Consider the following 25,619-nt stretch of genomic DNA (forward strand, 5'->3'; position numbering starts at 1 on the left):
CAAAAGCGGGAGGGTCGCTTCCGGGTGCGGCCGCGGGCCGGGGGACGGGCTTCCGGGCGCGGCTGCGCGGGCCGGTGGGCTCGGCGGCGCCCGATGCCGGAGCGATACCCCAGTGGTGTAGACCTTATGCTTCTCCTCCTGTGAAAATCACAGCTCGACGACGAGCAGAGGGTGGGACAACGCTGTGCAGCGGCGACTCCTTGGACTGACCGCGACCATCGCCGCGCTGGGCCTGACCGCGGCGCTCTCCGGCTGCGGCCTCACCGGCGGCGACTCCGGCGACGTGACCCTCAAGCTGGTCGCCGCCGACTACGACCTCACCGGCGGCGACACCACCAAGAAGTACTGGGACGGGCTCACCGCCGCGTACGAGGCCGAGCACCCCGGGGTGAAGGTCGACGTCCAGATCGAGTCGTGGAACGACGTCGACCGCAAGGTCGCCGAGATGGTGAAGGCCGGCCAGGCGCCCGACATCGCGCAGATCGGCGCGTACGCCGACTACGCCGCCGCGGGCGCCCTCTACTCCGCCGACGAACTGCTCTCCATCCCCGTCCAGGCCAACTTCCTCGCCCCGCTGACCGCCGCCGGAGAGAGCAGGGGAACGCAGTACGGCCTTCCCTTCGCCGCCTCCACCCGGCTGCTCTTCTTCAACGAGGAGCTGTTCGAGGAGGCCGGCGTCACCAAGGCGCCGACGACCTGGGCCGAGCTCGCCGCCGCCGCGCGCAAGCTGGAGGACGACGGCGTCCCGTACCCCTTCGCCCTGCCGCTCGGCCCGGAGGAGGCGCAGGCGGAGACCATGATGTGGCTGCTCAGCGGTGGCGACGGATACACCGACGCCACCGACCGCTACAAGATCGACTCCGAGCAGAACGTGAAGACCTTCGACTGGCTGCGGACGAACCTCGTCGAGAAGGGCCTGACGGGCCCGGTCGCGCCCGGGAAGCTCAACCGCAAGGACGCCTTCGCCGCGTTCGCGCGGGGCGAGGTCGGCATGCTCAACGGCCACCCGTCCCTGATGCAGGAGGCGGAGAAGAAGGGCGTGAAGGTCGGCAAGATCGCCCTGCCGGGGGTGGAAGGCAAGGCGAAGGCGTCCATGGGCGTCGCCGACTGGATCATGGGTTTCAAGCAGAACGGCCACCGCGAGCGGATCGGCGGCTTCCTGGACTTCGTCTTCAGCGACGCCAACGTCCTGAAGTTCGCCGGGGACAACGATCTGCTGCCGCCGACCGTCAGCGCGTACGCCACGATGCAGGCCGAGCCCGAGCACCGGAACCTGCGCGAGTTCCTCAAGGAACTGCCCGGCTCGCAGCTGCCGCCGGTCGGCAAGACGTCCTGGGCGCGGGTCAGCGAGAACATCAAGCAGAACATCGGCAAGGCCGTGGCGCCCGGGGCGAAGGCGTCGGAGGTGCTCGGGAAGATAGCCCGGGAAGCGACGGCCGCCGAGAGCGCGGAATAAGTTGGGTCGTATGACCAACGTTGAAGGGCCGGGGACGGGGTGCGGCGAGGAGCCGGACGTAGTCCACGGCGAGGAGCCGGGTGGCGGTGTCCGGGGGCTCGCCGAGGAGCCGGGGGCCGGTGATCCCGCCCTCGGTGAGGGACAGGCCGCCGGTGGCCCCGGCTCCGGCGAAGGGTCCGAGGCCCAGGAGCGCGGCCTCGGGGAGCGGGAGCGGGCCGTGCTCGCGCTGGAGCGCCGGTCCTGGCCCGGGCCCGGGGCCAAGGAGCGGGCCGTCCGCGAGCGGCTGGGCCTGTCGCCCGTCCGCTACTACCAGCTGCTCAACGCCCTCCTCGACGACCCGCGCGCCCTCGCCCACGACCCGGTGACCGTCAACCGCCTGCGCCGGGTGCGTGCCGAGAAGGAGCAGCGCCGCTGAGGCTCCCTGGGTAGGGTCTTCCCATGGTGAGTCTTCCGCACCCGACCACGCCCGCCGGCCGCGACGGCCTGGCCGCGCTCCTCGCGCGGCCCGAGACGGCCGTCGTCGCCCTCGACTTCGACGGGACGCTCGCCGAGATCGTCCCGGACCCCGAGCAGGCCCGCGCCCACCCCGGCGCCGTCCCCGCCCTCGCCGCACTGGCCCCCCGGATCGCCTCGATCGCGGTGGTGACCGGCCGCCCGGCGGGTGTGGCGGTACGGTACGGCGGCTTCGCGGGCGTCCCGGGCCTGGAACACCTCGTCGTCCTCGGACACTACGGCGCCGAACGCTGGGACGCGGTCACCGGCACCGTCCAGGCCGCCCCACCGCACCCGGGCGTCGCCGCCGTCCGCGCCGAACTCCCCGGCTTCCTGGACCGCGTCGGCGCGTGGCCGGGCACCTGGATCGAGGAGAAGGGGCGCGCGGTCGCCGTGCACACCCGTCGCGCCTCCGACCCCCAGGGCGCCTTCGAGGCCCTCAAGGACCCCCTCGGTGACCTGGCGGCCCGCCACGGCCTGGTCCTGGAACCGGGCCGCATGGTCCTGGAACTGCGCCCGCCGGGCATGGACAAGGGGGTGGCGCTCGGGGAGTACGTACGGGAGGTGGGCGCCGGTTCCGTCCTGTACGCGGGCGACGACCTGGGTGACCTTCCGGCCTTCGCGGCCGTGGAGAAACTCCGCTCGGACGGCATCCCGGGCCTGCTGGTGTGCAGCGGCTCCGCGGAGGTCACCGAAGTCTCCGACCGCGCCGACCTCTCGGTCCCCGGCCCGGCGGCCGTGGTCCGTTTCCTCGCGGACCTGGCCGAGGCGGTACGCGAGGCCGGCTGAGACGCGAAGGGCGCGTCCCCGCCGTGCCGGCTGAGACGCGAAGGGCGCGTCCCCGCCGTGCCGGCGGGGACGCGCCCGGAGAGCCGGGCCGGTCAGCGCGGCTCGCGCAGGGCCTCCAGCTGGTCCAGGAACCACCGCCGCGGCGGCAGCGCCGTCGCCTTGGCCGCCAGGCGCTTGGTGCGGTCGGCCCGCTCGGACGGGCCCGTCGTCAGGGCCTCGTGCAGGGCCCGCGCGGTCTCGGACACGTCGTACGGATTGACCGTCAGCGCGTCCTCCCGCAGCTCCTCGTACGCCCCCGCCCCGGTCGACAGCACCAGCGAGCACCCCGCCTCGGACACCACGGGGATCTCCTTGGCCACCAGGTTCATGCCGTCCCGCACGGGGTTGATCAGCGCCACGTCCGCCATCCGGTACGCCGCGAGGGAGCGCGCGAAGTCGTCCTTCACGGACAGGAGCACCGGCTGCCAGTCCTCCGTGCCCAGCTCCGTGTTGATCTCCTCGGCCAGCCGCGCGACCGCGGCCGTGTAGTCGCGGTAGACCGCCAGGTCCTGGCGGGACGGGTAGGCCGAGGCCAGGTGGACGACCCGGCCCCGCCACTCCGGCCGTTCGCGCAGCAGCTCGCGGTAGGCGAGCAGGCCGCGCACCACGTTCTTCGACAGCTCCGTACGGTCCACCCGGACGATCGTCTTCCGGTCGCCGACCTCGGCCCGCAGCGCGGCCAGCCGGTCGTCCACCTCCGGCCGGTGCGCCAGCGCCCGCAGCTCGTCCCCGTCCACACCCAGCGGGTACACCCGCACCCGCGTGGAACGCGTGGGCCCGCCATACCGGCGGTGGTGCACTCCGCGCCACGGATCACCGCTCGGTGAGGAGCCCTGCGCCACCCCCTCGGCGCTGTCGATGTGCGCGCCGCCGATGAACTCCGACGCCCAGGCCCAGGTGTGGAAGCCGAGCTCGTCCGCGCCGAGCATCCCCCACAGAAGCTCCTCGCGGACGTCCTCCGGCAGCATCCGCAGATACTCGTGCGACGCCCACGGCGTGTGCGTGAAGTGCGCGATCCGCAGGTCGGGCCGGAGCTCCCGCAACTGCCCCGGCACCAGCGCCAGGTGGTAGTCCTGCACCAGGACCTCCGCACCCTCCGCCGCCTCCGCGGCCAGCGCCTCCGCGAAGGCGCGGTTGTAGTCGCGGTACGCCTCCCACATGCGCCGGAACTCCGCGTCGAAGACCGGCGCGACCGGGATGTCGTACAGATGGTGGTGGAGGAACCACAGCACCGAGTTCGCGATGCCGTTGTACGCCCCGTCGTAGACCACCGGATCGACCGGCAGCATGCGGACGCCGGGCTCCGAGACGCCCGTGCGCACGGCCTCCCGGTCCCCGTCCGAGAGCGCCGCGCACACCCAGAGCGCCTCCGGCTGCCCGGCGAGGGCCGCCGAGAGACCGGAGACGAGTCCGCCGCCGCCGCGACGGGCGTCGAGCGCGCCCGAGCCGTCCTCGCGCGGCACGTACGAGAGGGGACCGCGGTTCGAAGCCACCAGTACTGAAGCCATGTGCCGAACCTAGCCCGTCCCGTAAACGCTCAAACGTACGTATACGAGGTCGGCGCTCAGTCGCCACGGCGGCCGCGCAGGGCCGCCTTCGCCACCGCGCCCGTGCCCGCGAGGGCCAGCGCGAGTCCGCCGAGCAGCCAGAGCTGCTCGCCGTGCGCGCCGGTCTCGGCCATCGAGCCGCCGGGGCCGTGCGGGGCGGGCCGCGCCGGGCGGACCGTCGGCGCCGGGGTCGTCCACGCCGGCTGGACCCGGCCCGTCCGCTCGCCCAGCGGCTCGATCGCCCCGGCCGCGGCCGGAGCGGCCGCCATGAGGGGCAGCGAGCCGGCGAGGAGACCGGCGACCGCCAAGAGGGCTCCCCTTCGATGCGTGAACCTGTGATGCACAGACCTCATGAAAGGGAAATCTAGGCAGGAAACGTGATCATCCGACGTTCCGCCACGCGGCTAGGCCACCCGGCGGTGCGCGTACTCCGCGATCTCCAGCATCGGCGGCCGCTCCTCCGTGTCCACCGCGTACGTCCGCGGCGCGAACCCCTTCCCGCCGCCCGTCCCGTCCCGCTCGAACTGCGTCAGCCGGGGCCGCACCAGATGCCCGCGCGACAGGCGCAGCTGCGCCGTGCGGTAGATCGCCGCCGCCATCCGGCCGAGCGCCTGCCCGTCCTGATGGCGGTGCTTGCGCACCCCGACGTCGACCTGGGCGAGCGCGTCGAGGCCCACCGTGTGCAGCGCGTCGACCAGCAGGCCCAGCTCCACTCCGTAGCCGACGGGGAACGGCAGCTGTTCGAGCAGCGAGCGCCGCGCCGCGTACTCGCCGCCCAGCGGCTGGACGAAACCGGCCAGCAGGGGCCAGTGCAGATTGAGCAGCGGGCGGGCCACCAGCTCCGTCACCCGGCCGCCCTGACCGGGCGCGTCCCCCAGCGGGCGGTCGTACATCGCCTTGACGAGGTGCACGTCCGGCTCGGTGAGCAGCGGGCCGACGATCCCGGAGACGAAGTCGGCGGAGAAGTCCCGCAGATCCGCGTCGACGAAGCAGACGACGTCCCCGCCCGTCACCATCAGCGAGCGCCACAGGACCTCGCCCTTGCCGGGGGCGGCCGGTATCCGGGGAAGTATCTCGTCGCGCGCCACCACCCGGGCCCCGGCCGCCGCCGCGACCTCGGCCGTACGGTCGGTGGAACCGGAGTCGATCACCACCAGCTCGTCGACGAGCGGGACCGCGTCGGACATCAGCTCGCGGCGGATCACGGAGACGATCGCGCCGACCGTCGCCTCCTCGTTCAGCGCGGGCAGCACGACGCTGACCGTCGTCCCCCGCTTGGCCGCGAGGATCCGCTCCAGCGGACGGTCGGACACGGACCAGGACCGCCGGGCCAGCCAGCGCTCCACTTCATCCAGCAAGGTGATCTCCATCTCGCGGTTCGGACGACCATCTCAACCGTCCATGCCTTCGGTTACAGTCTTGAACAACGCGGACGCCCGACGCATGTCGGGGTGCCGCCCGCGTTCCACAACCGAATACCGCTCATCCAGAGGGGCAGAGGGAAACGGCCCGTTGAAGCCCCGGCAACCCTCCAGTCGGTCTCGTCCGCGACACAGCGCGCCAGCGAGGTCCCCGACTAGGGAAGGTGCCAAATCCGTCTCATGGCGAAATTCGCCATGGGAAAGATGAGGAGAAAGGGCCTCGCCTCCAATGGCTGTACAGACTGTCGCGAACACCGAGAACACGCCGAACGCCCAGAGCACGGTCGATCTCGGTCCCGCTTCCGGGCTTTCCTGTCGCGAATGCGGTGAAGTCTTCCCGCTCGGCCCGATCTTCGCCTGCGAGCTGTGTTTCGGCCCGCTCGAGGTCGCCTACAACCTGCCCACCGGTGACCCCGAGGCGCTGCGCAAGCGGATCGAGGCCGGCCCCGCCAACATCTGGCGCTACGCCCCGCTGCTTCCCGTCCCGGCCGACGTCGCCGACAAGCCGAACCTCAACCCGGGCTGGACCAAGCTCGTCCAGGCCGACAACCTCGCCCGTGAGCTCGGTGTCGAGCCGGGCAGGCTCTTCGTCAAGGACGACTCCGGCAACCCCACGCACTCCTTCAAGGACCGCGTCGTCGCCCAGGCCCTCGAAGCCGCCCGCGCCTTCGGCTTCACCACCCTGTCCTGCTCCTCCACCGGCAACCTGGCCGGCGCCGTCGGCGCCGCGGCCGCCCGCGCCGGCTTCCGCTCCTGCGTGTTCATCCCGCACGACCTGGAGCAGGGCAAGGTCGTCATGGCCGCGGTCTACGGCGGCGACCTCGTCGGCATCGAGGGCAACTACGACGACGTCAACCGCTTCTGCTCCGAGCTCATCGGCGACCCGCTGGGTGAGGGCTGGGGCTTCGTCAACGTCAACCTGCGCCCGTACTACGGCGAGGGCTCCAAGACCCTCGCGTACGAGATCTGCGAGCAGCTCGGCTGGGTCATCCCCGACCAGCTGGTGATCCCGATCGCCTCCGGCTCGCAGCTCACCAAGATCGACAAGGGTCTTCAGGAGCTCATCAAGCTGGGCCTCGTCGAGGACAAGCCGTACAAGATCTTCGGCGCCCAGGCCGAGGGCTGCTCCCCGGTGTCGGCCGCCTTCAAGGCCGGTCACGACGTCGTACGGCCCCAGAAGCCGGACACCATCGCCAAGTCCCTCGCCATCGGCAACCCGGCCGACGGCCCGTACGTCCTCGACATCGCCCGCCGCACCGGCGGCGCCGTGGAGGACGTGAACGACGAGCAGGTCGTCGAGGCGATCAAGATTCTGGCCCGCACCGAGGGCATCTTCGCCGAGACGGCGGGCGGGGTCACGGTCGGCGTGACGAAGAAGCTGATCGAGGCCGGTCTCATCGACCCGTCGCTGACCACGGTCGTGCTCAACACGGGCGACGGCCTCAAGACCCTGGACGCGGTGGCCGACACCTCGCAGGCGACCGCCACCATCCGCCCGAGCCTGGACGCGTTCCGCGACGCCGGCCTGGCCCACTGAGCCGACTGAGAGACTGGAGAACCCGATGAGCGTCAAGGTCCGCATCCCCACCATCCTCCGTACGTACACGGGCGGCCGGGCCGAGGTCCCGGCGGAGGGCGCGACCCTCTCCGAGGTCATCGCCGACCTGGAGAAGAACCACGCGGGCATCGCGGCCCGCGTCCTGGACGACCAGGGCAAGCTCCGCCGCTTCGTGAACGTCTACGTGAACGACGACGACGTCCGCTTCGAGCAGGGCCTGGAGACGGCGACGCCGGACGGTGCGGGCGTGTCGATCATCCCGGCCGTCGCCGGCGGCTGCTGACGCACCGCGATTCCCCGAATTGCCCTCTCCGCCAGAAACGGAGGGGGCAATTCTGCATGGTTGAGCACGGTAGAGTTGGGGAAGGCCCCTCCGCTGCTCATGCCGGACGCATATGAGAATGCGTCGACGCGCGACAAGAAGCAGCCAAAGTGTTCGAGTGTTGTGTACCTTCTGTGCACTTTGACGGGCCCGACTTGCCCCGGAATTCAGTGAAACCTCCCTTATCCTCCTTTCCGGCGTGCCCAGAATTCTCGTCCGATTGACCTGTTGCAGAGGGCAGTTGGGCAGATACATTCAGCCGCGGTCGACGCGTTCCGGCGCAGGGTCTGACCCGGGTCCGCGAAGTGCGGTCCCGCGCAAGGGCCAGTAATAGGGGAGTTAGGCATGGCTCAGGGCACCGTCAAGTGGTTCAACGCGGAGAAGGGGTACGGCTTCATCGCGGTCGACGGTGGTGCGGATGTTTTCGTCCACTACAGCGCGATCCAGATGGACGGTTACCGCACCCTTGAAGAGGGTCAGCGAGTCGAGTTCGAGATCTCGCAGGGCCAGAAGGGTCCGCAGGCGGACATGGTCAAGCTCGCCGTCTGAGCACGGCGCGATCGGCCACCACGTACGCACTCACGCCGAGGGGTCCGCATCCTGACCGGGATGCGGGCCCCTCGTGCGTTCCCGGACGGCTCGCGGGGCCTCCCGATCTGTGGGAGGCGCTTGCACTCTCCTAGGGCGAGTGCTAATCATTGGCGTTAGCACTCTGAAGGTGAGAGTGCTTACGAGGATCGGGCAGACGAGGCCCGCGGCCAGGTGGGGCAAGGAACCGCCGGGTACGCAGGCCGTCCGTCGCGGGCGTCGGCGCGGTCCTGGAGCGTTATCCACCCCATGTCCGGGAGGACCACTTCACATGGCCAAGATCATCGCGTTCGACGAGGAGGCACGGCGCGGTCTCGAGCGCGGGATGAACCAGCTCGCCGACGCCGTCAAGGTCACCCTTGGCCCCAAGGGCCGGAACGTCGTCCTCGAGAAGAAGTGGGGCGCCCCCACGATCACCAACGATGGTGTGTCCATCGCCAAGGAGATCGAGCTCGAGGACCCGTACGAGAAGATCGGCGCCGAGCTGGTCAAGGAAGTCGCCAAGAAGACGGACGACGTCGCCGGTGACGGTACGACCACCGCGACCGTCCTCGCCCAGGCGCTCGTCCGCGAGGGCCTGCGCAACGTGGCGGCCGGCGCCAACCCGATGGCTCTGAAGCGCGGCATCGAGAAGGCCGTCGAGGCCGTCTCCGCCGCCCTGCTGGAGCAGGCGAAGGATGTCGAGACCAAGGAGCAGATCGCCTCCACGGCCTCCATCTCCGCCGCCGACACCCAGATCGGCGAGCTCATCGCCGAGGCGATGGACAAGGTCGGCAAGGAAGGCGTCATCACCGTCGAGGAGTCCCAGACCTTCGGTCTGGAGCTGGAGCTCACCGAGGGTATGCGCTTCGACAAGGGCTACATCTCGGCGTACTTCGCCACCGACATGGAGCGTATGGAGGCGTCCCTGGACGACCCGTACATCCTGATCGTCAACTCCAAGATCTCTTCCGTGAAGGACCTGCTCCCGCTCCTGGAGAAGGTCATGCAGTCGGGCAAGCCGCTGCTGATCATCGCCGAGGACGTCGAGGGCGAGGCCCTGTCGACCCTGGTCGTCAACAAGATCCGCGGCACCTTCAAGTCCGTCGCCGTCAAGGCTCCGGGCTTCGGCGACCGTCGTAAGGCCATGCTGAACGACATCGCCATCCTCACGGGCGGCACGGTCGTCTCCGAGGAGGTCGGTCTCAAGCTCGAGAACGCCGGCCTGGACCTGCTGGGCCGCGCCCGCAAGGTCGTCATCACCAAGGACGAGACCACGATCGTGGACGGCGCGGGCGAGAGCGACCAGGTCGCCGGCCGCGTCAACCAGATCCGCGCCGAGATCGAGAACTCGGACAGCGACTACGACCGCGAGAAGCTGCAGGAGCGCCTGGCGAAGCTCGCCGGCGGTGTTGCGGTCATCAAGGCCGGTGCCGCGACCGAGGTCGAGCTCAAGGAGCGCAAGCACCGCATCGAGGACGCCGTCCGCAACGCGAAGGCGGCCGTCGAAGAGGGCATCGTCGCCGGTGGTGGCGTGGCCCTGCTCCAGGCCTCCTCGGTCTTCGAGAAGCTCGAGGGCGACCTCACGGGCGACGAGGCCACCGGTGCCGCGATCGTGAAGCTGGCCCTTGAGGCCCCGCTGAAGCAGATCGCCGTCAACGCCGGCCTCGAGGGCGGCGTCGTGGCGGAGAAGGTCCGCAACCTGCCCGTCGGCCACGGCCTCAACGCCGCGACCAACGAGTACGTCGACCTCATCGCCGAGGGCATCATCGACCCGGCGAAGGTGACGCGTTCCGCGCTGCAGAACGCGGCCTCCATCGCCGCGCTGTTCCTGACCACCGAGGCCGTCATCGCCGACAAGCCGGAGAAGGCCTCCGCGGCCGCTCCGGGCGGCATGCCGGGCGGTGACATGGACTTCTGATCCCGCGAGGATCAGCGGTTCTGCCGGACGCCGAAGGGCGGCACCCCCACCGGGGGTGCCGCCCTTCAGTCGTACGGAGGGTCAGCGCACGTCGACGTAGTCGCCCGTGCCCGTCGCCTGGAAGTGCGTGCCGTCGGCCGCGTAGAACAGCGTGTACACGCCGTCCCCCGTCGCCGTGTGCTTCAGGGCGACGCCGCCGTTCGCCGCCGTGCTGCCCTTGGCGACCGTGATCCACTTCGAGGAGCCCTTGGCCCGGAACCGAAGCTGCACCTGCTGCGACGCCAGCGGCTTCCAGCCGGCCACGTCCTGCTGGAGCGTGCCCGTCACGGTCACCGTCGCGCCCTTGCGGACCGGCTCCGGGGAGGCGTTGACGTTCAGCACCCGGGTCGGCGTCCGGACGATGTGGAACGTCCTGCTCACGGACTCCGCGTAGTAATCGGTGGTGAGGTGCCGCAGCCGGAACCAGCCGCCCTTGTTCCACGCGCTGATGCCGAACGAAGCCCGGACGTCGGAGTAGAAGCTCGTCGAGGCGACCTTGCTCCAGCCGGTCCGCCCGTCGGGCGACTGCTCGAGAACGACCGTCTGGTTGGACGAGGTGGACGACCACCGCTCGTACGGGGAGCGGAACTCGCCCCACACCATCAGCCGCGCGTCGGGCGCCAGGGAGTAGCCCATCACGGTGGTGCGCGAGTCCTTCGGCAGGGCGAGGGGGCCGCCCGCGGTGAACCACTCCTGGAAGAGGTCGGCCTTCCGCACCCACCAGCCGCTGCCGTCCCCCACCGGGGCGGCGACGAACTGGACGGTGAACCGTCCGTCGGCGTCGGTGCGCACGGTCTTCGGCAGCCCGTTGCCCACCCCCGCCTGCACCGGCTCGTCGGCCAGCGGGGCGCCGGCGTTCTCCGGGTCGGTGAGCCGGCCGGTGAGGGTGACGGTCTCGCCGCTCAGCGCGCGCGTCCTGTCGGCGCTCGCGGTCAGCGTCATCCGCTTGGTCCGCGCCGAGCTCCACGCGTGGTAGATCGCGGTGCCGTGCACCTCGGCGCTGTCCTCGCTGTACGAGGCGTTGATCGACTCGTACTCCCGGGTGGCCGGGACCGGCTCGCCGGTGAAGCCGCCGGTGTCGGCGGTGGTCGCGGAGCCGATCGGGCCCCCCTGCTCGCCGGTGCGCTGGTACGCGACCGTACGGCCGGTCAGCGGCACGCGGTCGCCGGAGCCGGGCTGGATGCCGAGCAGGCGGCCCTTGGGGCGCAGGTTCTTGTCGGACCAGCTCGGGGTTCCGACGCCGAAGCTCTCGAAGGACGGCCGCAGCGTGAAGTCGAGCGTGCCGGCGTCGGCGCGGACCACCGTGTTGCCCGCCGAGTCCGTCGCCGTCACGTCGATGGCGTACTTGCCGAGCGCCGGGACGGACCCGCCGTCCTCGGTGAGCTTGAGGGTGGCGTCCGCGGGCAGGGCGAAGGTGCCCCGGCTCGACGGGTTCTCCACCAGCGCCGGAATCTCGGCGAGGACGGTGTTGCCGTGGCGGACCTTGGCGGATACCGAGGCGACGGCGGCCTGCGGCGCGTCCGTCCACGCGGTCACCCGGAAGGTGCCGCGCTGCTCGGCGTCGGTGACGGCCCGGCCGATGCCCACGGTCGCGGGGACCGGCTCCTCGGCGAGGGCGGGGGTCACCGTGACGCCCAGGGTGAGCGCGGTGACCAGGCAGACGGCCGAGCGGCGGAGGTCAGAGCGCATCGACATAGATCGTCCTCGACTCGCTGTAGAAGTAACCGGACTTGGACTGGAGGAACAGCGCCCAGGTGCCGTCGCCGTAGTTGACGTTGCTGGTGGAGAAGGAGCCGGACGAGTTGGTCGCGATGTCCTTCTTCGCCCAGTACCAGTTGGGGTCGCCCTTGGGCTTGAAGACCAGCGTCAGCTTGGCGCCCGGCATGGCCTTCCAGACGCCGTTCACCTTCTGCTGCACGAGACCCTTGACGGTCATCTGCGTGTTGGTGCGCGGCCGCGAGGGGCTGATGCTGACGTTGACGATCCGGGTGGGGTTGCGGGCGAGCCGGACCGGGTCGCTCGTCTTGGTGACGAAACGGTCCGTCTCCGGGTGGTAGATCCGGTAGAGCGCGCTCGTGTGGCCCCACACCGTGAAGGAGTACTGGCAGGAGCTGTTGACGGGGGCGGACTTCATCTGGCCCCAGGTGCGCCCGTTGTCGAGCGAGACCTGGAGGGCGACCCAGTCGGGCTTCACGTCGCAGTACGTCGAGCTGCCCAGCCGTCCGGCCGCGGTGAGCCGGCCGAACTCGTCCAGCGCCATGCGCCGCTCGGTGTACGAGAAGTCCTTCGGCACCGCGATCGGCGTCACGTCGTAGACCCGGTCGTGGGCCGTGGCCCAGTACACCGAGGGGCGCAGCGTCGTGTAGACGCCGGTCGTCGTGGTCTGGACGCGGGCCGCGTACTGGAAGGAGCCGTCCGCCACCGAGTCGGCGCCGCCGATCGCCGCGGGCAGGGTGCTCTCCCAGGAGACCGGCTGGGTGCCGGTGGAGACCACCGGGGCGCCGGCGAAGGGCTGCCAGCCGTCCTCGGTCAGGCGCTCCACGCGGCCCGTCACGCGCACGTCGGTGCCCGCGTGGACGCGGTACTTGGAGGTGTCGGCGGTGATCCGGTACGCCAGCTTCTCGGCGGCCACGGCGGGCACCGGGCGCGGCTCGTCCGGGTCGACGCCGGCTGAGGGCTCGACGACCGCCGTACCGCCGGTGATCTCGGCGTCCGGGGTGAAGGGCAGCGAGAAGCGGCCGTCCGCCGCGGTGGTGGCGCGCGCCGTGCTGGTGAGCGTCGACGCGGAGAGCGGGCCGCGCAGGTTCAGCGTGACCTTGACCGGGGTGCCCTCGGCGGCGGGAGTGCGCTCACCGGTCGCCGGGTTCCAGGTCGTGGCCGTGCCGGACAGGACGACGCCGCGCTGGTCGAAGCTGGTGGTCGTGCGGTCGAAGGCGACCGCGCCGACACCGGTGTGCAGCTTGTAGCCGAAGGTGCCGCCGGTCCAGCGCTCCACGACGCCGTTGGGCAGGCGGTAGTCCACGGCGACGGGGTAGTCGCCGAGGGCGGTGCCCTCCGGGAGCCGCAGCGGCGCGTCGGTCGTCCAGGAGGTGGCGGCGGACCAGGTCAGCTCGTCGGTCGTGGCGAGGACGGCGGCGTCCGGGGCGCTGGAGGCGAGGACGCTCACCTTCACCCAGAGGGCGCTGCTCGGCAGCCCGACGGTCAGCCGGCCGTCGTCCAGGGTGCTGGTGTGGCTGACGGTGGCGGCGTACGCGGACGGCGCCGCGACGACGGCGGGCAGGGCGACGCCTGCCGAGAGTACGAAGACGGTCGCCGCACGCACGAGGGCATGCGGCAACGTGCGCTTGGAGCGCAGCAAAGGGGACCCCCCACAGGTCGGAAGGCGGCGCGTTGATCGACGCGGCGCGTGGCAGCACCATAGCGCTTGTGTGTTGAACACGTTCACTCGCTTGATGGCTGTGCCGGTGTGATCATGATAAGAGGAGGGCGTCCGAGAGTCCTCCGATTTCGGCCGGGAGACGGGAGCGATCCCATGATCACGTTGCTGACGACACCATCGGAGCGGGAACTCGTCATCACCCGCACCTTCGACGCCCCGCCGGAACGCGTCTGGGAAGCCTGGACCCGCCCCGAACACGTCCGCCACTGGTACGGCGTGGCCGCGATGACCACGACCGTCTGCGACATCGACCTCCGGGTCGGGGGAACCTGGCGCTGGGGCCAGACGTCGCCCGACGGCCAGGACATCGTGTTCTCGGGAACGTACGAGGAGATCATCCCGAACGAACGCCTCGTCTACACCGAGCACTTCGAACTCATGCCGGGCCCGCCGATCCACGTCACCCTGACCTTCGACGCCACCCCGCACGGGGGCACGGCGCTGACGAGCACCTCGCTCTGGCCGTCGACCGAGGTCCGGGACCAGGCACTGGCGACGGGGATGGAGGCGGGGGTGAGGGAGGAGTACGACCGCCTGGCGGAGTACCTCCGGACGATGTGAGCGGCGGCGGGGGTCGGTTCAGCCGACATACCTTCCGTAGAAGAGCGCTCGAATCTCGAAGCTTGAGCTTCGGGCCTCAGCCGCGGGGAAGCTCGCGCCTCACGAGCGCCTTCGCGAAGGGTTCCCCGGATCGCCGGGCGTACGTCATCCGCTCCCGCACCTCGCTGAGCGAGCGGGGCCGGTAACCGGGCCCGCCGCAGCAGCTCTTGTGGAACCGGACGCCTGCGTTCAGTAGCACCGAGAGCGTGCGCCAGGCGGCGGTGTCCCTGCGCTTGGGCGGGGCGAAAGCGGAGCCGACATGGATCAGCGTCCGCGAGCAGCGCGGGCAGCGCCGCGTGTCGTGGGCGCGGTCGTAGGGCTGCTTGTACGAGGCCCGGCAGGGCAGGCAGACGTACGAGGTCCTGGAGCGGGAGCCGTCCATGGGGCGAGGGTAGGCGGCCGGGCCGGGCGTTGCCCGGGAGTTTCCGGCGCTTGGCCACACTCGGAGAGAGGGCGGCCGAGCCAGAAGCCAACGGGAAACGGTCAGACCTTGCGCCCCGCGACGAACGAGGACCAGGTGGGGTCCGGAACGCAGGCTCAGGTCCGCCTGTTGCCGCGCGTGGTGGAGTTCCGCGCCGATTGTCGTCCCGGGGGGTCGGCACCAGCTGAAAGCCCAGCCCGGGACCTGCTGAGGCGCCGCTTCCGGTTGCTAGAGTCGGGCCACTTGCTGAGGAGGAAGGGCCGGGGGCCCGCGCGATGCCCGTCCTCGCTCTGTCTGCCTTTTCTGGGAGGGCCCCTTCGTGGTGCGTCGTGCAAGAACATCCACCCTCGCGCTCGGTCTGAGCGCGCTGCTCGGCCTGTCCGGGCTGTTCGTCGCCGGGGCGGGACCCGCCGCCGCGGAGACGGGCGCCGATACGAGTCTCGTGGCGAGCGAGGTGACCATCCCGGCGCCGCCGCACATGAAGCCCGCTTTGGCCGAGGTGCTCGGTGCGGGCGCCGGTGTGCAGTGGTGGTCCGAGGGCAAGGGCCGACAGTGGTGGGATCCGGCGGCCGGCGCCTCGGTCGCCCATCCCGGATGCCCGTACGGGCGCGCCCCGATCCCCAACGGCGACACCTACGGATGCCTCGGCAGCGACACCTTCGAGATACGCGACTTCGTGACCGGATCGGTGCGGGAAAGGAACCGTCCCGAGGGGCACCACTGGACGTATGCCCACACCGCGAACCAGGTGCTCACCTGGGTGCCCGGCGCCGACGGCACGGAGGCGAGCCTGCACCTCCTCGGGGTCGGGGAGGGGGCACCGGCCGATGCCGAGGTCGATCTGCCGGTGCGGATGCCCGAGGCGCCCACCGTGCTCGCCCAGGACCGGGAGAGTGCCTTCCTCAAGTACCGGGACGGCGAGCGGTTCGGCTACGGTCTGGTCGACTTCGCTTCGGGTGCCTTCCGTCCCACGCCGCCCGACCCCGCCACGCCCTCTTATCCGCGCTACTCGCTCACCCAGGACTGGCTCGTTCACTACGAGGAGTACCGGCGGGACCCGGTACGTCTGGTCTCCCGTGCGGACGGCACCACCACCCGCGAGGTGTCCATCCCCTCGTACGAGCACCGGAAGGCGGTGCAGACGCTCGGTGACTGGCTCGTCGTGGCCTTCGACGACGACTACGGCTCCGTGACGCACCCACTGCGCGCCGTGCATATGACGAGCGGCGAGGCGGTGACGGTGCTCCCGCGCGCCTCGGAGACTCTGGTCGCCGGTGCGGACGGCAGCCTGTACGCGGTCGGCGGCACGGACTCCAGCCACTGGGGCGTTCAGCGGATCACCCTCGACCCGACGGGCGCACTGAGGGCGGAGCCGATCGAGCGGGTCCCGCCGAATCCTGCGAAGCGGAGCTATCTTCACTTGTCCCAGGGGGAGTTGGCCTACAACGAGGACAACGGCTCCACGCGTACGGCCCAGGCCCGACAGATCTCTCTGACGGAACCGCTGTCGGCGGCGCCCGAGTCCTCCTGGTCCTGCCCCGCGCCGGGCGGTGGCGGGTACTGCGAGCGGGGATACCGGATGGGAGACGGCCGGCTGGTCCTTCTGGAAACCGAGGACGACGGGACCTGCGTCGACTGTGTGACGGTCGTCCGGGTGTGGGAGGCGCGCACCGGCAAGGACGCGAAGGTGTGGCGGCTCCGGGCCCCTGCCGTTCGGCCGCACTCCATTCGCACGGGTTCGGGGCACCACCTCCGCGCCCTGACGCGGGACGGCAAGAACATCGTCTTCGACATCGACACGGGCAAGGTCGTGTGGGTGGAGTCGGACCCTGCCGTCCTCACGTCCGCTCTGTGGGGCGGCACGCTGTGGAGGTTGAAGGGCACCGGGATCATCGGCGTGGATCTGGCCACCGGAGCCGTCTCGGAACCAGTCGGCACGGGCACCACCTGCAAGGTGGAGAGGTTCCGGGTGGCCGGGGACTGGGCGATGGTCAACTGCCTGTACGGCGGTCAGGGCAGCGTCCTCGTCAACCTGATGACGAAGCAGCGGATTCCCGTGGGCGGGCTGATCAGCTCACTGGCCGACAACAACAGCCTCGGCCAGGGATTCGTCGTCGCGCGACTGGACACCGAGACATCCGGTATGGGGCAGCTGCGCGTGATCGACGTGCGATCCGGTACCGCTGTCGTCGAGACGCTGACCACAGAACTGGACGAGTTCCCGAAGTTCGCCTCGCATGTCGACCCGCTGACCGACTCCCTCGCCTACGTCGACACGAAGCAGACCCTGCACGTCGTCTCCCTGCGGGGCATCGCCGACCGATCGCTCGCCGTCATCGACCGGTTCACCGAGCCGGTCTGGAACAGCGATACCGGGACGCTGTGGGAGGGCGCCTGGTGGCTGTCGAAGCCCGCCGCCTCGTGGCGGGTCGCCCTGGCGGACAAGGCCACCGGTGCGGTCGTACGCGAGTTCACGGGTGGCCAGGTCGGCAGCCGTTTCACCGTCGGGTGGGACGGCAAGGACGCGGCCGGCGTGCGCGTGCCGAACGGTGCGTACACCTGGATGGCGACCGCCCGGCCGCTGAGCGGTGGCCCTGATGTCCGGGTGAACGGGGAGTTCACCGTGAAGGGTGCGTCCGGCGGATACCGGCCGGTGACGCCGACCCGGGTGATGGACACCCGCAGCGGGCTCGGAGTGGGCAGGGCGAAGGTCGGGCCCGGCGCGACGGTCACCCTTCAGGTGGCGGGGAGCGGTGGCGTGCCCGCCACGGGGGTTTCGGCCGTCGTGCTGAACGTGACGGCGGTCGGCGCGAGCAACTCGACCTTTGTGTCGGTGCACCCTGCCGGCGAGGCCCGGACGAGTGCCTCGAACCTCAACGTCGTACCGGTCCGGGCCGTGTCGAACCTGGTCGTGGTGCCGGTCAGCGGCGGCAGGGTCAGCTTCTACAACAGGGCCGGCACAGTGGACCTGCTCGCGGACGTCGCCGGTTACTACACCGACAACGCTCAGGGCGCCCGCTTCAAGCCGTTGGCGCCGGTCCGGGCCATGGACACCCGTGCCGGTGTCGGCGTACCGAAGGCGAAGGTCGGGCCCGCGGGCACGGTGACGCTCCAGGTCACCGGCCGGAACGGGGTGCCCTCCTCCGGGGTGTCGGCGGTCGTGATGAACGTGACGGCGACGAACGTCACCGCGCCCACCTTCGTCTCGGTCCATCCCGACGGCACGGCCCGGACCAGCGCGTCGAACCTGAACCTCGTGGCGAACGAGACCCGGCCGAACCTGGTCGTCGTCCCCGTGGTGAACGGCAAGGTCCGCTTCTACAACCACAACGGGTCCGTGGACCTGCTGGCGGACGTCTCCGGCTACTACACGACCAGCGGCACCGGTGCCCTCTTCCAGCCGGTGACGCCGGCGCGTGTGATGGACAGCAGGATCGAGCTCGGTCTGTACAGCTCTCTGCAAGGCCCCGGCCAGGCCGGCCTCTGGATCGCGGGCAAGGTGGGCGTTCCTGCGGCCGGTGTCTCGGCGGTGGTGATGAACGTGACGGTGACGAACGTGTCGAAGCCGACCTTCGTCTCGGTCTTCCCGGCGGGTACGGCCCGCACCAGCGCGTCGACCCTGAACGCCGGGGCCGGGCAGACGGTGCCGAACCTCACCATGGTGCCGCTGGGCGCGGACGGGGCCGTCACGCTCTACAACCACAACGGGACGGTCCACCTCGTCGGCGACGTCTCCGGCTATTTCGTCGGCTGATTCCGACGGGACGACGAAGCGGCTGAGGGCCGCCTCCGGTACGCACCGGAGGCGGCCCTCGCCCGTTCCTCGCCGCTCAGACCTTCGCCGGTTCCGGGCTCGGCGCTCCCGAGACGGCCGATGCGGAGGCACCGGCCGCTTCCGTCTCCGTGTCCACGTTGAACTCCTCCAGGAGTTCTCGGCTGAAGCCCCAGAAGTACGTCGCCACGAAGCCCACCCCGTAACCAACGAGGAGCCCGCCCGCGTAGATCGCGATCGTCCCGCCCACGCCCGTGTTGCCGTCGAGGAGCGGGAAGAGGGCCCAGCCGGACGGACCGATGGCGGTGGAGCCGACCTTGTCACCCAGCATGTTGAAGAGACCGACGAAGCCGCCGCCGAACGCGCCTCCGACGCAGGCCGTCACGAACGGCCGGCCGAGGGGGAGCGAGACGCCGTAGATCAGGGGCTCGCCGACGCCGAGGAGGCCGGCCGGCAGGGCGGACCTGACGGTGCGGCGGATGGAGCCGTTGCGGGGGAGCTTGACGTAGACGGCCATCGCCGCGCCGACCTGGCCCGCGCCCGCCATCGCGAGGATGGGCAGGAGGACGGTGAAGCCCTGCTGCTCGATGAGCGTGGTGTGGATCGGGATCAGCGCCTGGTGCAGGCCCAGCATCACCAGCGGGAGGAACAGCCCGCCGAGGACGAAGCCCGCGCCCGCGCCCGCGTGTGCGAGCAGCCAGTCGGCGAAGTCGCCGATGGCGGTGGAGACCTCACCGGCGACGAACATCAGGCCGAAGAGGGTGACCAGGCCGGAGACGAGGACCGTGAGCGTCGGGGTGACCAGGACGTCGAGGGACTCCGGCACCCAGCGGCGGCACCACTTCTCGACGTACACGGCCAGCACCGCCGCCCCCAGCGCGCCGAGCACGCCGCCCTGGCCGGGCGACAGCGTCTGGCCGAAGGCGTCGATCTTCGTGACGCCCGGGAAGACGATGATGGCGGCGACCGCGCCGCCGAGGATCGGCGTACCCCCGAACTCCTTCGCCGTGTTGTAGCCGACGAAGACCGCGATCAGCGCCATGAAGCCGCTCGCCATCGCCGCGAGCGCGGGGGTGATCCCGGGGAGCAGACCGAGGTTGGTCAGCAGGCCGTTGAGCCCGGCGATGATGCCGCAGCCGATCAGGGCGGGGATCAGCGGTACGAAGATGTCGGCGATCCGGCGGAGGAAGAGCTTGAAGGGGGTGGCGTTGCGTTCCTTCTGGGACGCCTTGATCGCCGCGCCTCGCGACGCCAGATCCGGGACGGGGGCCGCGGCCAGCAGCGCCTCGAACTCCGGGGTCACCCGCGCCACCGTCCCCGGGCCGAGGACGATCTGGTACGTGTCGTCCTCCACCACGCCCATGACGGCGGGCAGGGCCCGCAGGGCCTGGTCCTGGACGAGCGAGCGGTCCCGCAGCCCGAGCCGGAGCCGGGTCATGCAGTGGGCCACGGAGCCGATGTTCTCCGCGCCGCCGACGAGCGGGAGGATCGCGGCGGCGATGGCGCGGTTCTTGTCGTCTGTGCTCATGTGCGGGGGTGCCTCGCTGTGCGGGGGTGGGGGGAGAGGAGCGTTCAGCCGGCCGGGGCGTGCAGCGCCGCGCGCAGATGGCCGTGGGAGTCGGCCAGGCGCCGCCCGGCGGCCTCGGCGTCGATGTCGGCGAGGATCATCAGGATCGCCGTCTTCACCTCGCCGTCGGCGGCGTCGAGCGCGGCCTCGATCCGCTCGTCCGGCGCGCCGGTGGCGAGGGAGACGATCCGCCGCGAGCGGGCCTGGAGCTTGTCGTTGGAGGCGCGGACGTCGACCATGAGGTTTCCGTACGTCTTGCCGAGCCGGATCATCGTGATCGTCGAGATCATGTTGAGGACCAGCTTCTGGGCCGTGCCCGCCTTCAGCCGGGTGGATCCGGTGAGGAGTTCGGGGCCGGTGACGACCTCGATGCCGTGCTCGGCGGCGGCGGCCAGCGCGCTGCCGGCGTTGCAGGACAGGCCGATGGTCAACGCGCCCGCCGCGCGGGCGTGTTCGACGGCTCCGATCGCGTACGGCGTACGGCCGGAGGCGGAGACGCCGACCACGGTGTCGTCGGCGGTGAGGCGCAGCCCGTCGAGGTCGGCGGCCGCCAGCTCCCTGGAGTCCTCCGCGCCCTCGACCGACCTCACCATCGCCGGCGGGCCGCCCGCGATCAGGCCGATGACCTCGGAGGGGTCGGTGTTGAAGGTCGGCGGGCACTCGCTCGCGTCGAGGACGCCCAGCCGGCCCGCCGTGCCCGCGCCGGCGTAGATCAGCCGGCCGCCGCGGGCCATCCGTTCGGCCGTCGCGTCGATGGCGGCGGCGATGACGGGCAGCTGGGTGGCGACGGCGGCGGGGACGGTCCGGTCCTCGCCGTTCATCAGCGCGGCGATCTCGGCGGTGGGGAGCCGGTCGATCTCGGCCAGTTCCGGGCGGAACGCCTCGGTGGTGAGGGTGGCCAGCTGCGCCTGAAGCTCGGAGTACGTAGAAGACACGTGCGGCTCTTTCGGTGCTGTGGGTCGTCAGCGGGTGCGGGGGGAGTGCCGGTGGGCGAGGGCTTCGTAGGAGGCCGCGAGCGCGGGGGCCGCCGTCTCGTACGTGCGCTGCGTGACGCAGGTGAACAGGCAGTCCACCACGAGGAGTTGGCTCGTACGGGACGACATGGCGGCGGGGCGCAGTTCGCTCTCGCGGGCGGTGGAGGTGGTGAGGATGTGGTCGGCGTACTGCGTCACGGGGCCATCGGGGCGGCCGGTGATCGCGACCGTGGTGGCGCCGTGGTCGAAGGCGACGCGCAGCGGTTCTATGACGTCGCCGGTCGATCCGGAGTGGGTGATGGCGATGGCGACGTCGCCGGAGCGCAGCTGTACGGCGTTGGTGACGGCGAGGTGCGGGTCGCTGTGCGCGTGGGCGAGGAGCCCTATCCGCAGGAGCTTCTGGCCGAGGTCCTGGGCGACGAGGCCGGAGGCGCCGACGCCGTAGATGTCGATGCGGCGGGCGCCGGCGAGGGCGGCGACGGCTGCGCCGAGCTGGACGGTGTCGAGTCCGGCCGCGGTGTCGGCGAGGGTCTGCTGCTCGTCGTAGGCGAGCTTGGCCACGACATCGGCGATCGGGTCGTCGACGGCGATGTCGGCGGTGACGGACGGGGCCCGTCCCGACTGCTGCTGGGCGGCGAGGCCGGCGAGGGCGAGCCGCAGGTCGCGGTAGCCGGGGTAGCCGAGGAGGCGCGCGGTGCGGACGACGGTCGCCTCGCTCGTGCCGGTGAGCTCGGCGAGACCGGTGACGGTGAGGGCGGCGCAGCCGGCCGGGTCGCCGGCGACCGCCTCGGCGACCCGCTGCATGGAGCGGGTCATGGACGGCGCGAGGGTGCGCACCTTGGCCGCGAGCGCGGCGGGCGCGGGCGCTCCCCGGGGTCCGGAGCCGCCGCCTCCTACGGGAGCCGCCGGGCTCGGTACGGACGCTCTGGCGCCGCCTCTGAAACTTTCCTTCACTTCATTGGTCACAGCTGAAAGATATTTTCGGGCACGGGGGTCGTCAAGACCTCGTCCGCCCCCGGATGCGGTGGGGGCCTTCGCCGGTGAGGCTGGTGGGGTGACAATGAGTCCATGGACGACATCGACCCCCTGGAGCAGGCCCTCCATACCGCCCGTGCCCGGGTCCTCGCCGATCTGGCGGCGCGCGAGGTGGCGGCGGCCGAGGTCGTCTCGATGGTCGAGGACGCGGTGACGCACCGGCGCTGGTGGGCCCAGCAGTGGCCCGAGGGCGTCACGTACGTCGCGGGGCTGGTCGCGCAGGACGTCCAGGACGCGCTCCTGGAGCGGTACGGCCGCTGGCCGCTCTGCCCGGTCTGCTCGTCGGGCGACCCGCACGCGCTGGACGTCGAACCGGAACTGGGTCCGGACCCGCACTGGGTCTGCGGCAAGGCGGGCGTGGTCGTGGCCCCGGTCGGCGGGCTGAAGTGACGGCGGCGGGCGTGACGGCGCCGGGCCGGGCGGCAGTGCCAAAGGTGCCGGCGGCCGACGTGGTGAGGGGCTGACATGGCCCTGTACATCGATCCGCCGACCTGGCCGGGCCACGGGCGCATGTGGTCGCACCTCGTCAGCGACGTCTCGCACGAGGAGCTCCACGCCTTCGCCGCCTCGATCGGTGCCCCGCCCCGCGCCTTCGAACGCGACCACTACGACATCCCGTCGGACCGGTACGCGGACGCGGTGGCGGCGGGCGCGATCGAGGTCGGCTCCAAGGAGCTCGTACGGAGGATCACGGAGGCGGGACTGCGCCGGCCGAAGGGCCGGCCGGCGCCCGGGGAGAGCCTCCCGCGCTACGACGTGTAGTAACCCGCCACGTCCGCGAGGAGATCGACCGTCCCCGCGTGGTTGTAGAAGCTGACCTTTCCGTTCACGACGGGTACGACGACGAGGTTGGGGATCGTCTGGCCCGCCGTGAAGTTGAGGTTGGACGCGCTGGTGCGGGTCGTCCCGTCCGGGTAGACCGAGACGAAGCTGCCCGCCGTCGGGGCGGTGGCCGTGACGTTGAGGACGACGGCGGTGACCCCGGTCGCCGGGATGCCGGGCTTCCCCGTCACCTGGAGGGTGACGGTGCCGCCCGGGCCGACCTTGGCCTTCGGGACGCCGAGTCCGCTGCGGGTGTCCATCAGGCGGCTGGGCGTGACGGGCTCGTACGTGGAGCCGGTGCCGTCGGTCGTGTAGTACCCGGCGACGTCGGCGAGGAGGTCGACCGACCCCGCGTGGTTGTAGAAGCTGACCTTTCCGTTCACGACGGGGACGACCACCAGGTTCGGGATGGTCTTGCCGGCCGTGAAGTTGAGGTTGGACGCGCTGGTGCGGGTGGTGCCGTTCGGGTAGACCGAGACGAAGCTGCCCGCCGTCGGGGCGGTGGCCGTGACGTTGAGGACGACGGCGGTGACCCCGGCCGTCGGGATGCCTGCCTTGCCCGTCACCTGGAGGGTGACGGTGCCGCCGGGGCCGACCTTGGCCTTCTGGACGCCGAGTCCGCTGCGGGTGTCCATGAACCGGGTGGGAGTGATCGGCTTGTACGTGGAGCCGGTGCCGTCGGTCGTGTAGTAACCAGCGACGTCGGCGAGCAGGTCGACCGACCCGGCGCGGTTGTAGAAGCTGACCTTTCCGTTCACGACCGGGACGACGACCAGGTTGGGGATCGTCTGGCCCGCGGTGAAGTTGAGGTTCGAGGCGCTGGTGCGGGTGGTGCCGTTCGGGTACACGGAGACGAAGCTGCCCGAGGTGGGGCCGGTGGCCGTGACGTTGAGGACGACGGCGGTGACCCCGCTCGCCGGGATGCCCGCCTTGCCGGTCACCTGGAGGGTGACGGTGCCGCCGGGGCCGACCTTGCCCTTGGGGACGCCGAGTCCGCTGCGGGTGTCCATCAGCCGGGTCGGGGTGATCGGCTTGTACGTACCGGGACCGGCGGTGGGCGGCGTGACCGTGAGCGAGCCGCGCGGGTACTCCTTGCCGTACGCGAGGACGCTGACGCTCCACGTGCCGGCCGGGGCCTTGCTCAGGTCCACCGTCGCCTTCAGGGTCCGGGCGTCCTCGGAGACCGAGACGGTGGTGGCCGTCAGCGGCGCCGGGCCGCCGTACAGCTTGACCGTGGTGCTCTTGCTGAGCGCCGTTCCCTGCACGGTGAGGGTCGCGACCGTACCGCTCTGGGCGGTGGTCGGGGTGACCGTGTCGACGGAGGCCTCTTCCGGGCCGCAGGGCTGGTTGACGCAGCTCAGGGTGGCGCGGTACGAGGTCCGGTCGGTGGCCTCCGGCAGGGAGAGCACGAAGAGGCTCTGGCCGTCGGCCTCGTAGGAGGACCCGGCGTAGCGGTCTCCCTTGCTGTTGTAGAACGTGGGCTCCGCGATGGACGTCCCGCCGTCGGCGGCCGTGACATGGGCCGTGAACCGGTCACCGGCCACGGTCGGCAGCACGGCGCACGCGGCGGTGCGCTCCTCGGAGAGCGTGCCGGTCACCGGCCCGTACCCGGACGCGACCGAGCTGGTGGACCGGGGGCACTCCGGCGCGAGCCCGGATACGGTGAAGACCCGCCAGGCGTCGAGACGGTACGACTCCGGCTGCGTCCAGTCCTCGGGCGCCTGCGTGACGACCTGGTAGCTGGTGGAGCCCGTGACCTTGCACGCGTGCGCCTCGAGCCAGCACTGGGTGTCGCCCTGGTCGTTCATGACGAGGGTGTGGGTGGCGTTGCCCGTGTCGCGCGCGTTGATGACCAGACGGTCCGTCGCCGCGCCGGTGGTGATCCGGTGGCAGCGCAGCGTGCCGTTCTCGCCCGAGGAGGCCTGGACGGCCGGGGCGCCGATGGCGGTCGCGGCGGAGGTGGCACAGCCCTGGGCGGTGGCGGTCACGTCACGGTGGACGAGGGTGTGCGTGGCGGGCGCGTTCTGGCCTTCGAGGAGGACGGTGTACGCCTTGCCCTCGGCGAGCTTGCAGCTGCTGAGGATGTCCGTGCGCACCTGCTGACCGGGCATGGGGTGGGTGTAGCAGGACGCGGGGCCGTTGCCGTCGGTGTCGATCAGGCGGACCACCCAGTCCGGGAACACGTCCGGCTCGTCCGGGAAGGCGTACCGGAACCGGAACAGCTCCGCGGTGGAGTGCGCGTCGGCCGGGATGGTCAGGCAGTGCGAGAAGACGCCGTCGCCGGTCTCCAGGCGTACGGCGGCGGTGTCGTCGGCGAAGGAACCGGCGGGCAGCACCGGGCACTTGGCCTGCGGCGTGTCCGTACGGACGAAGTGGACGCCGTACGAGCCGGTCGCCGTGGCGTCCGCGGCGCGGACCGTCGCGCGGAACGGCGCCGTGCCGGTGAGGGCGCAGGAACCGTACGAGAGCGCGCTCGCCTCGCACTGGGCGGTGCCGTTCGCGTCGACGACCTCGACGGTGACGGCGATCCCCTCACCGCCGCGCGAGGTCAGCGCGGCGATCCGGGCGCCCTGCGGGGTGGGCAGCTCCAGGCAGGCGGCCTGGCCGGGAGCGGTGAACTCACCCGCGTACCGGCCCTCGGAGACGGCCGCGCACTCCTCGGCGGCGAGCTGCTCGGCGGCGGGCCGCGTGGTGGCGGCCTGCGCGGTGGCGGACCCGACCGGCAGCAGGAGCGTGCCGAGGACGGCGAAGAGACAGATGAGCACGGTGGATACGGAGCGTCTTCCGGACGCCGATGCCGTTGGCATGAACCCCCCAAGGGTGTGTGCGACGGATGAT

The 25,619-nt window shown here is 71.3% G+C and carries 21 protein-coding genes and 1 riboswitch; of the genes, 11 read left to right on the forward strand and 10 right to left on the reverse strand.

From position 1 onward, the window contains the following. Positions 1 to 184 precede the first annotated feature (184 nt). Genes ACWDX6_RS11400 through otsB form a run of 3 tightly spaced genes read left to right on the forward strand, consistent with a single transcriptional unit; the run spans position 185 to position 2,737 of the window. Entirely contained in the window at positions 185 to 1,456 is a 1,272-nt protein-coding gene (locus tag ACWDX6_RS11400; protein WP_451484698.1) for an ABC transporter substrate-binding protein, read from the forward strand. Between the two features lie 10 nt (positions 1,457 to 1,466). After that, positions 1,467 to 1,871, forward strand: coding sequence for a DUF3263 domain-containing protein (locus tag ACWDX6_RS11405; protein ID WP_451484699.1), 405 nt, complete (start codon positions 1,467 to 1,469; stop codon positions 1,869 to 1,871). 23 nt (positions 1,872 to 1,894) lie between these two features. Beyond that, positions 1,895 to 2,737, forward strand: coding sequence for a trehalose-phosphatase (otsB, locus tag ACWDX6_RS11410; protein ID WP_451484700.1), 843 nt, complete (start codon positions 1,895 to 1,897; stop codon positions 2,735 to 2,737). A 92-nt stretch (positions 2,738 to 2,829) separates the two neighbouring features. Here the strand turns inward: otsB and ACWDX6_RS11415 are convergent, their stop codons facing one another. The 3 genes from ACWDX6_RS11415 to ACWDX6_RS11425 form a co-directional block, all read right to left on the reverse strand. Further along, the gene (locus tag ACWDX6_RS11415; RefSeq protein ID WP_451484701.1) at positions 2,830 to 4,284 is read right to left on the reverse strand and encodes an alpha,alpha-trehalose-phosphate synthase (UDP-forming); all 1,455 of its coding nucleotides are present in this window, start codon (positions 4,282 to 4,284) and stop codon (positions 2,830 to 2,832) included. Between the two features lie 56 nt (positions 4,285 to 4,340). Next, a complete protein-coding gene (locus tag ACWDX6_RS11420) occupies positions 4,341 to 4,631 on the reverse strand; it encodes a hypothetical protein (RefSeq protein ID WP_451484702.1) in 291 nt (96 codons plus the stop codon). A 96-nt stretch (positions 4,632 to 4,727) separates the two neighbouring features. Further along, the gene (locus ACWDX6_RS11425; RefSeq protein WP_451484703.1) at positions 4,728 to 5,681 is read right to left on the reverse strand and encodes a glucosyl-3-phosphoglycerate synthase; all 954 of its coding nucleotides are present in this window, start codon (positions 5,679 to 5,681) and stop codon (positions 4,728 to 4,730) included. Between the two features lie 121 nt (positions 5,682 to 5,802). Next, positions 5,803 to 5,955: riboswitch (SAM riboswitch) on the forward strand. An 18-nt stretch (positions 5,956 to 5,973) separates the two neighbouring features. Here ACWDX6_RS11425 and thrC point away from each other — a divergent pair. From thrC to groL, 4 genes are all read left to right on the forward strand, one after another. After that, positions 5,974 to 7,281 (forward strand): threonine synthase, encoded by a 1,308-nt coding sequence (gene thrC, locus ACWDX6_RS11430; RefSeq protein ID WP_451484704.1) that lies wholly within the window; start codon positions 5,974 to 5,976, stop codon positions 7,279 to 7,281. A gap of 25 nt (positions 7,282 to 7,306) precedes the next feature. Beyond that, positions 7,307 to 7,585: a MoaD/ThiS family protein gene (locus ACWDX6_RS11435; RefSeq protein ID WP_451484705.1), complete on the forward strand. Its 279-nt coding sequence runs from the start codon at positions 7,307 to 7,309 to the stop codon at positions 7,583 to 7,585. A gap of 384 nt (positions 7,586 to 7,969) precedes the next feature. Continuing rightward, entirely contained in the window at positions 7,970 to 8,173 is a 204-nt protein-coding gene (locus tag ACWDX6_RS11440) for a cold-shock protein (protein ID WP_005315736.1), read from the forward strand. 310 nt (positions 8,174 to 8,483) lie between these two features. Next, positions 8,484 to 10,112, forward strand: a complete 1,629-nt coding sequence (gene groL / locus ACWDX6_RS11445) for a chaperonin GroEL (protein ID WP_451484706.1) — start codon at positions 8,484 to 8,486, stop codon at positions 10,110 to 10,112. 81 nt (positions 10,113 to 10,193) lie between these two features. On the opposite strand, the gene ACWDX6_RS11450 is transcribed toward groL, so the two are convergent. Both ACWDX6_RS11450 and ACWDX6_RS11455 read right to left on the reverse strand, forming a co-directional pair. Then, a complete protein-coding gene (locus ACWDX6_RS11450) occupies positions 10,194 to 11,840 on the reverse strand; it encodes a hypothetical protein (RefSeq protein ID WP_451484707.1) in 1,647 nt (548 codons plus the stop codon). Beyond that, entirely contained in the window at positions 11,830 to 13,473 is a 1,644-nt protein-coding gene (locus ACWDX6_RS11455; protein WP_451484708.1) for a hypothetical protein, read from the reverse strand. The genes ACWDX6_RS11450 and ACWDX6_RS11455 overlap by 11 nt, the downstream gene beginning before the upstream one ends. Positions 13,474 to 13,683: 210 nt before the next feature. Between ACWDX6_RS11455 and ACWDX6_RS11460 the strand changes: the two genes are divergently transcribed. Continuing rightward, positions 13,684 to 14,151, forward strand: coding sequence for an SRPBCC family protein (locus ACWDX6_RS11460; protein ID WP_451484709.1), 468 nt, complete (start codon positions 13,684 to 13,686; stop codon positions 14,149 to 14,151). A 76-nt stretch (positions 14,152 to 14,227) separates the two neighbouring features. Here the strand turns inward: ACWDX6_RS11460 and ACWDX6_RS11465 are convergent, their stop codons facing one another. After that, positions 14,228 to 14,572 (reverse strand): deoxyxylulose-5-phosphate synthase, encoded by a 345-nt coding sequence (locus tag ACWDX6_RS11465; RefSeq protein WP_451484710.1) that lies wholly within the window; start codon positions 14,570 to 14,572, stop codon positions 14,228 to 14,230. Between the two features lie 358 nt (positions 14,573 to 14,930). Here ACWDX6_RS11465 and ACWDX6_RS11470 point away from each other — a divergent pair, with 358 nt between their 5' ends. Next, a complete protein-coding gene (locus tag ACWDX6_RS11470; protein WP_451484711.1) occupies positions 14,931 to 18,365 on the forward strand; it encodes a FlgD immunoglobulin-like domain containing protein in 3,435 nt (1,144 codons plus the stop codon). Positions 18,366 to 18,441: 76 nt separating this feature from the next. Here the strand turns inward: ACWDX6_RS11470 and ACWDX6_RS11475 are convergent, their stop codons facing one another. Genes ACWDX6_RS11475 through ACWDX6_RS11485 form a run of 3 tightly spaced genes read right to left on the reverse strand, consistent with a single transcriptional unit; the run spans position 18,442 to position 21,890 of the window. Further along, positions 18,442 to 19,911: a PTS transporter subunit EIIC gene (locus tag ACWDX6_RS11475; protein ID WP_451484712.1), complete on the reverse strand. Its 1,470-nt coding sequence runs from the start codon at positions 19,909 to 19,911 to the stop codon at positions 18,442 to 18,444. A 44-nt stretch (positions 19,912 to 19,955) separates the two neighbouring features. Continuing rightward, a complete protein-coding gene (gene murQ, locus ACWDX6_RS11480; RefSeq protein WP_451484713.1) occupies positions 19,956 to 20,885 on the reverse strand; it encodes an N-acetylmuramic acid 6-phosphate etherase in 930 nt (309 codons plus the stop codon). A 27-nt stretch (positions 20,886 to 20,912) separates the two neighbouring features. Next, positions 20,913 to 21,890: a MurR/RpiR family transcriptional regulator gene (locus ACWDX6_RS11485; protein WP_451484714.1), complete on the reverse strand. Its 978-nt coding sequence runs from the start codon at positions 21,888 to 21,890 to the stop codon at positions 20,913 to 20,915. A gap of 102 nt (positions 21,891 to 21,992) precedes the next feature. Here ACWDX6_RS11485 and ACWDX6_RS11490 point away from each other — a divergent pair, with 102 nt between their 5' ends. Together ACWDX6_RS11490 and ACWDX6_RS11495 are read left to right on the forward strand one after the other, a co-directional pair. Beyond that, positions 21,993 to 22,349, forward strand: coding sequence for a hypothetical protein (locus tag ACWDX6_RS11490; protein ID WP_451484715.1), 357 nt, complete (start codon positions 21,993 to 21,995; stop codon positions 22,347 to 22,349). A gap of 75 nt (positions 22,350 to 22,424) precedes the next feature. Then, positions 22,425 to 22,721: a DUF4031 domain-containing protein gene (locus ACWDX6_RS11495; RefSeq protein ID WP_403287617.1), complete on the forward strand. Its 297-nt coding sequence runs from the start codon at positions 22,425 to 22,427 to the stop codon at positions 22,719 to 22,721. Here ACWDX6_RS11495 and ACWDX6_RS11500 read toward each other — a convergent pair. Continuing rightward, a complete protein-coding gene (locus ACWDX6_RS11500) occupies positions 22,709 to 25,546 on the reverse strand; it encodes a hypothetical protein (RefSeq protein WP_451484716.1) in 2,838 nt (945 codons plus the stop codon). The genes ACWDX6_RS11495 and ACWDX6_RS11500 overlap by 13 nt on opposite strands. Positions 25,547 to 25,619 lie beyond the last annotated feature (73 nt).

It is taken from the genome of Streptomyces sp. NPDC003027 (genome assembly GCF_053591435.1).

What these genes read in the sequence shown, in the direction of transcription:
- thrC (WP_451484704.1), top strand. Translation starts at nt 5,974, where the DNA reads ATGGCTGTACAGACTGTCGCGAACACCGAGAACACGCCGAACGCCCAG.
- ACWDX6_RS11450 (WP_451484707.1), bottom strand. Translation starts at nt 11,840, where the DNA reads ATGCGCTCTGACCTCCGCCGCTCGGCCGTCTGCCTGGTCACCGCGCTC.
- ACWDX6_RS11490 (WP_451484715.1), top strand. Translation starts at nt 21,993, where the DNA reads ATGGACGACATCGACCCCCTGGAGCAGGCCCTCCATACCGCCCGTGCC.
- ACWDX6_RS11460 (WP_451484709.1), top strand. Translation starts at nt 13,684, where the DNA reads ATGATCACGTTGCTGACGACACCATCGGAGCGGGAACTCGTCATCACC.
- ACWDX6_RS11475 (WP_451484712.1), bottom strand. Translation starts at nt 19,911, where the DNA reads ATGAGCACAGACGACAAGAACCGCGCCATCGCCGCCGCGATCCTCCCG.
- ACWDX6_RS11495 (WP_403287617.1), top strand. Translation starts at nt 22,425, where the DNA reads ATGGCCCTGTACATCGATCCGCCGACCTGGCCGGGCCACGGGCGCATG.
- otsB (WP_451484700.1), top strand. Translation starts at nt 1,895, where the DNA reads ATGGTGAGTCTTCCGCACCCGACCACGCCCGCCGGCCGCGACGGCCTG.
- ACWDX6_RS11465 (WP_451484710.1), bottom strand. Translation starts at nt 14,572, where the DNA reads ATGGACGGCTCCCGCTCCAGGACCTCGTACGTCTGCCTGCCCTGCCGG.
- ACWDX6_RS11440 (WP_005315736.1), top strand. Translation starts at nt 7,970, where the DNA reads ATGGCTCAGGGCACCGTCAAGTGGTTCAACGCGGAGAAGGGGTACGGC.
- groL (WP_451484706.1), top strand. Translation starts at nt 8,484, where the DNA reads ATGGCCAAGATCATCGCGTTCGACGAGGAGGCACGGCGCGGTCTCGAG.
- ACWDX6_RS11435 (WP_451484705.1), top strand. Translation starts at nt 7,307, where the DNA reads ATGAGCGTCAAGGTCCGCATCCCCACCATCCTCCGTACGTACACGGGC.
- ACWDX6_RS11415 (WP_451484701.1), bottom strand. Translation starts at nt 4,284, where the DNA reads ATGGCTTCAGTACTGGTGGCTTCGAACCGCGGTCCCCTCTCGTACGTG.
- ACWDX6_RS11405 (WP_451484699.1), top strand. Translation starts at nt 1,467, where the DNA reads ATGACCAACGTTGAAGGGCCGGGGACGGGGTGCGGCGAGGAGCCGGAC.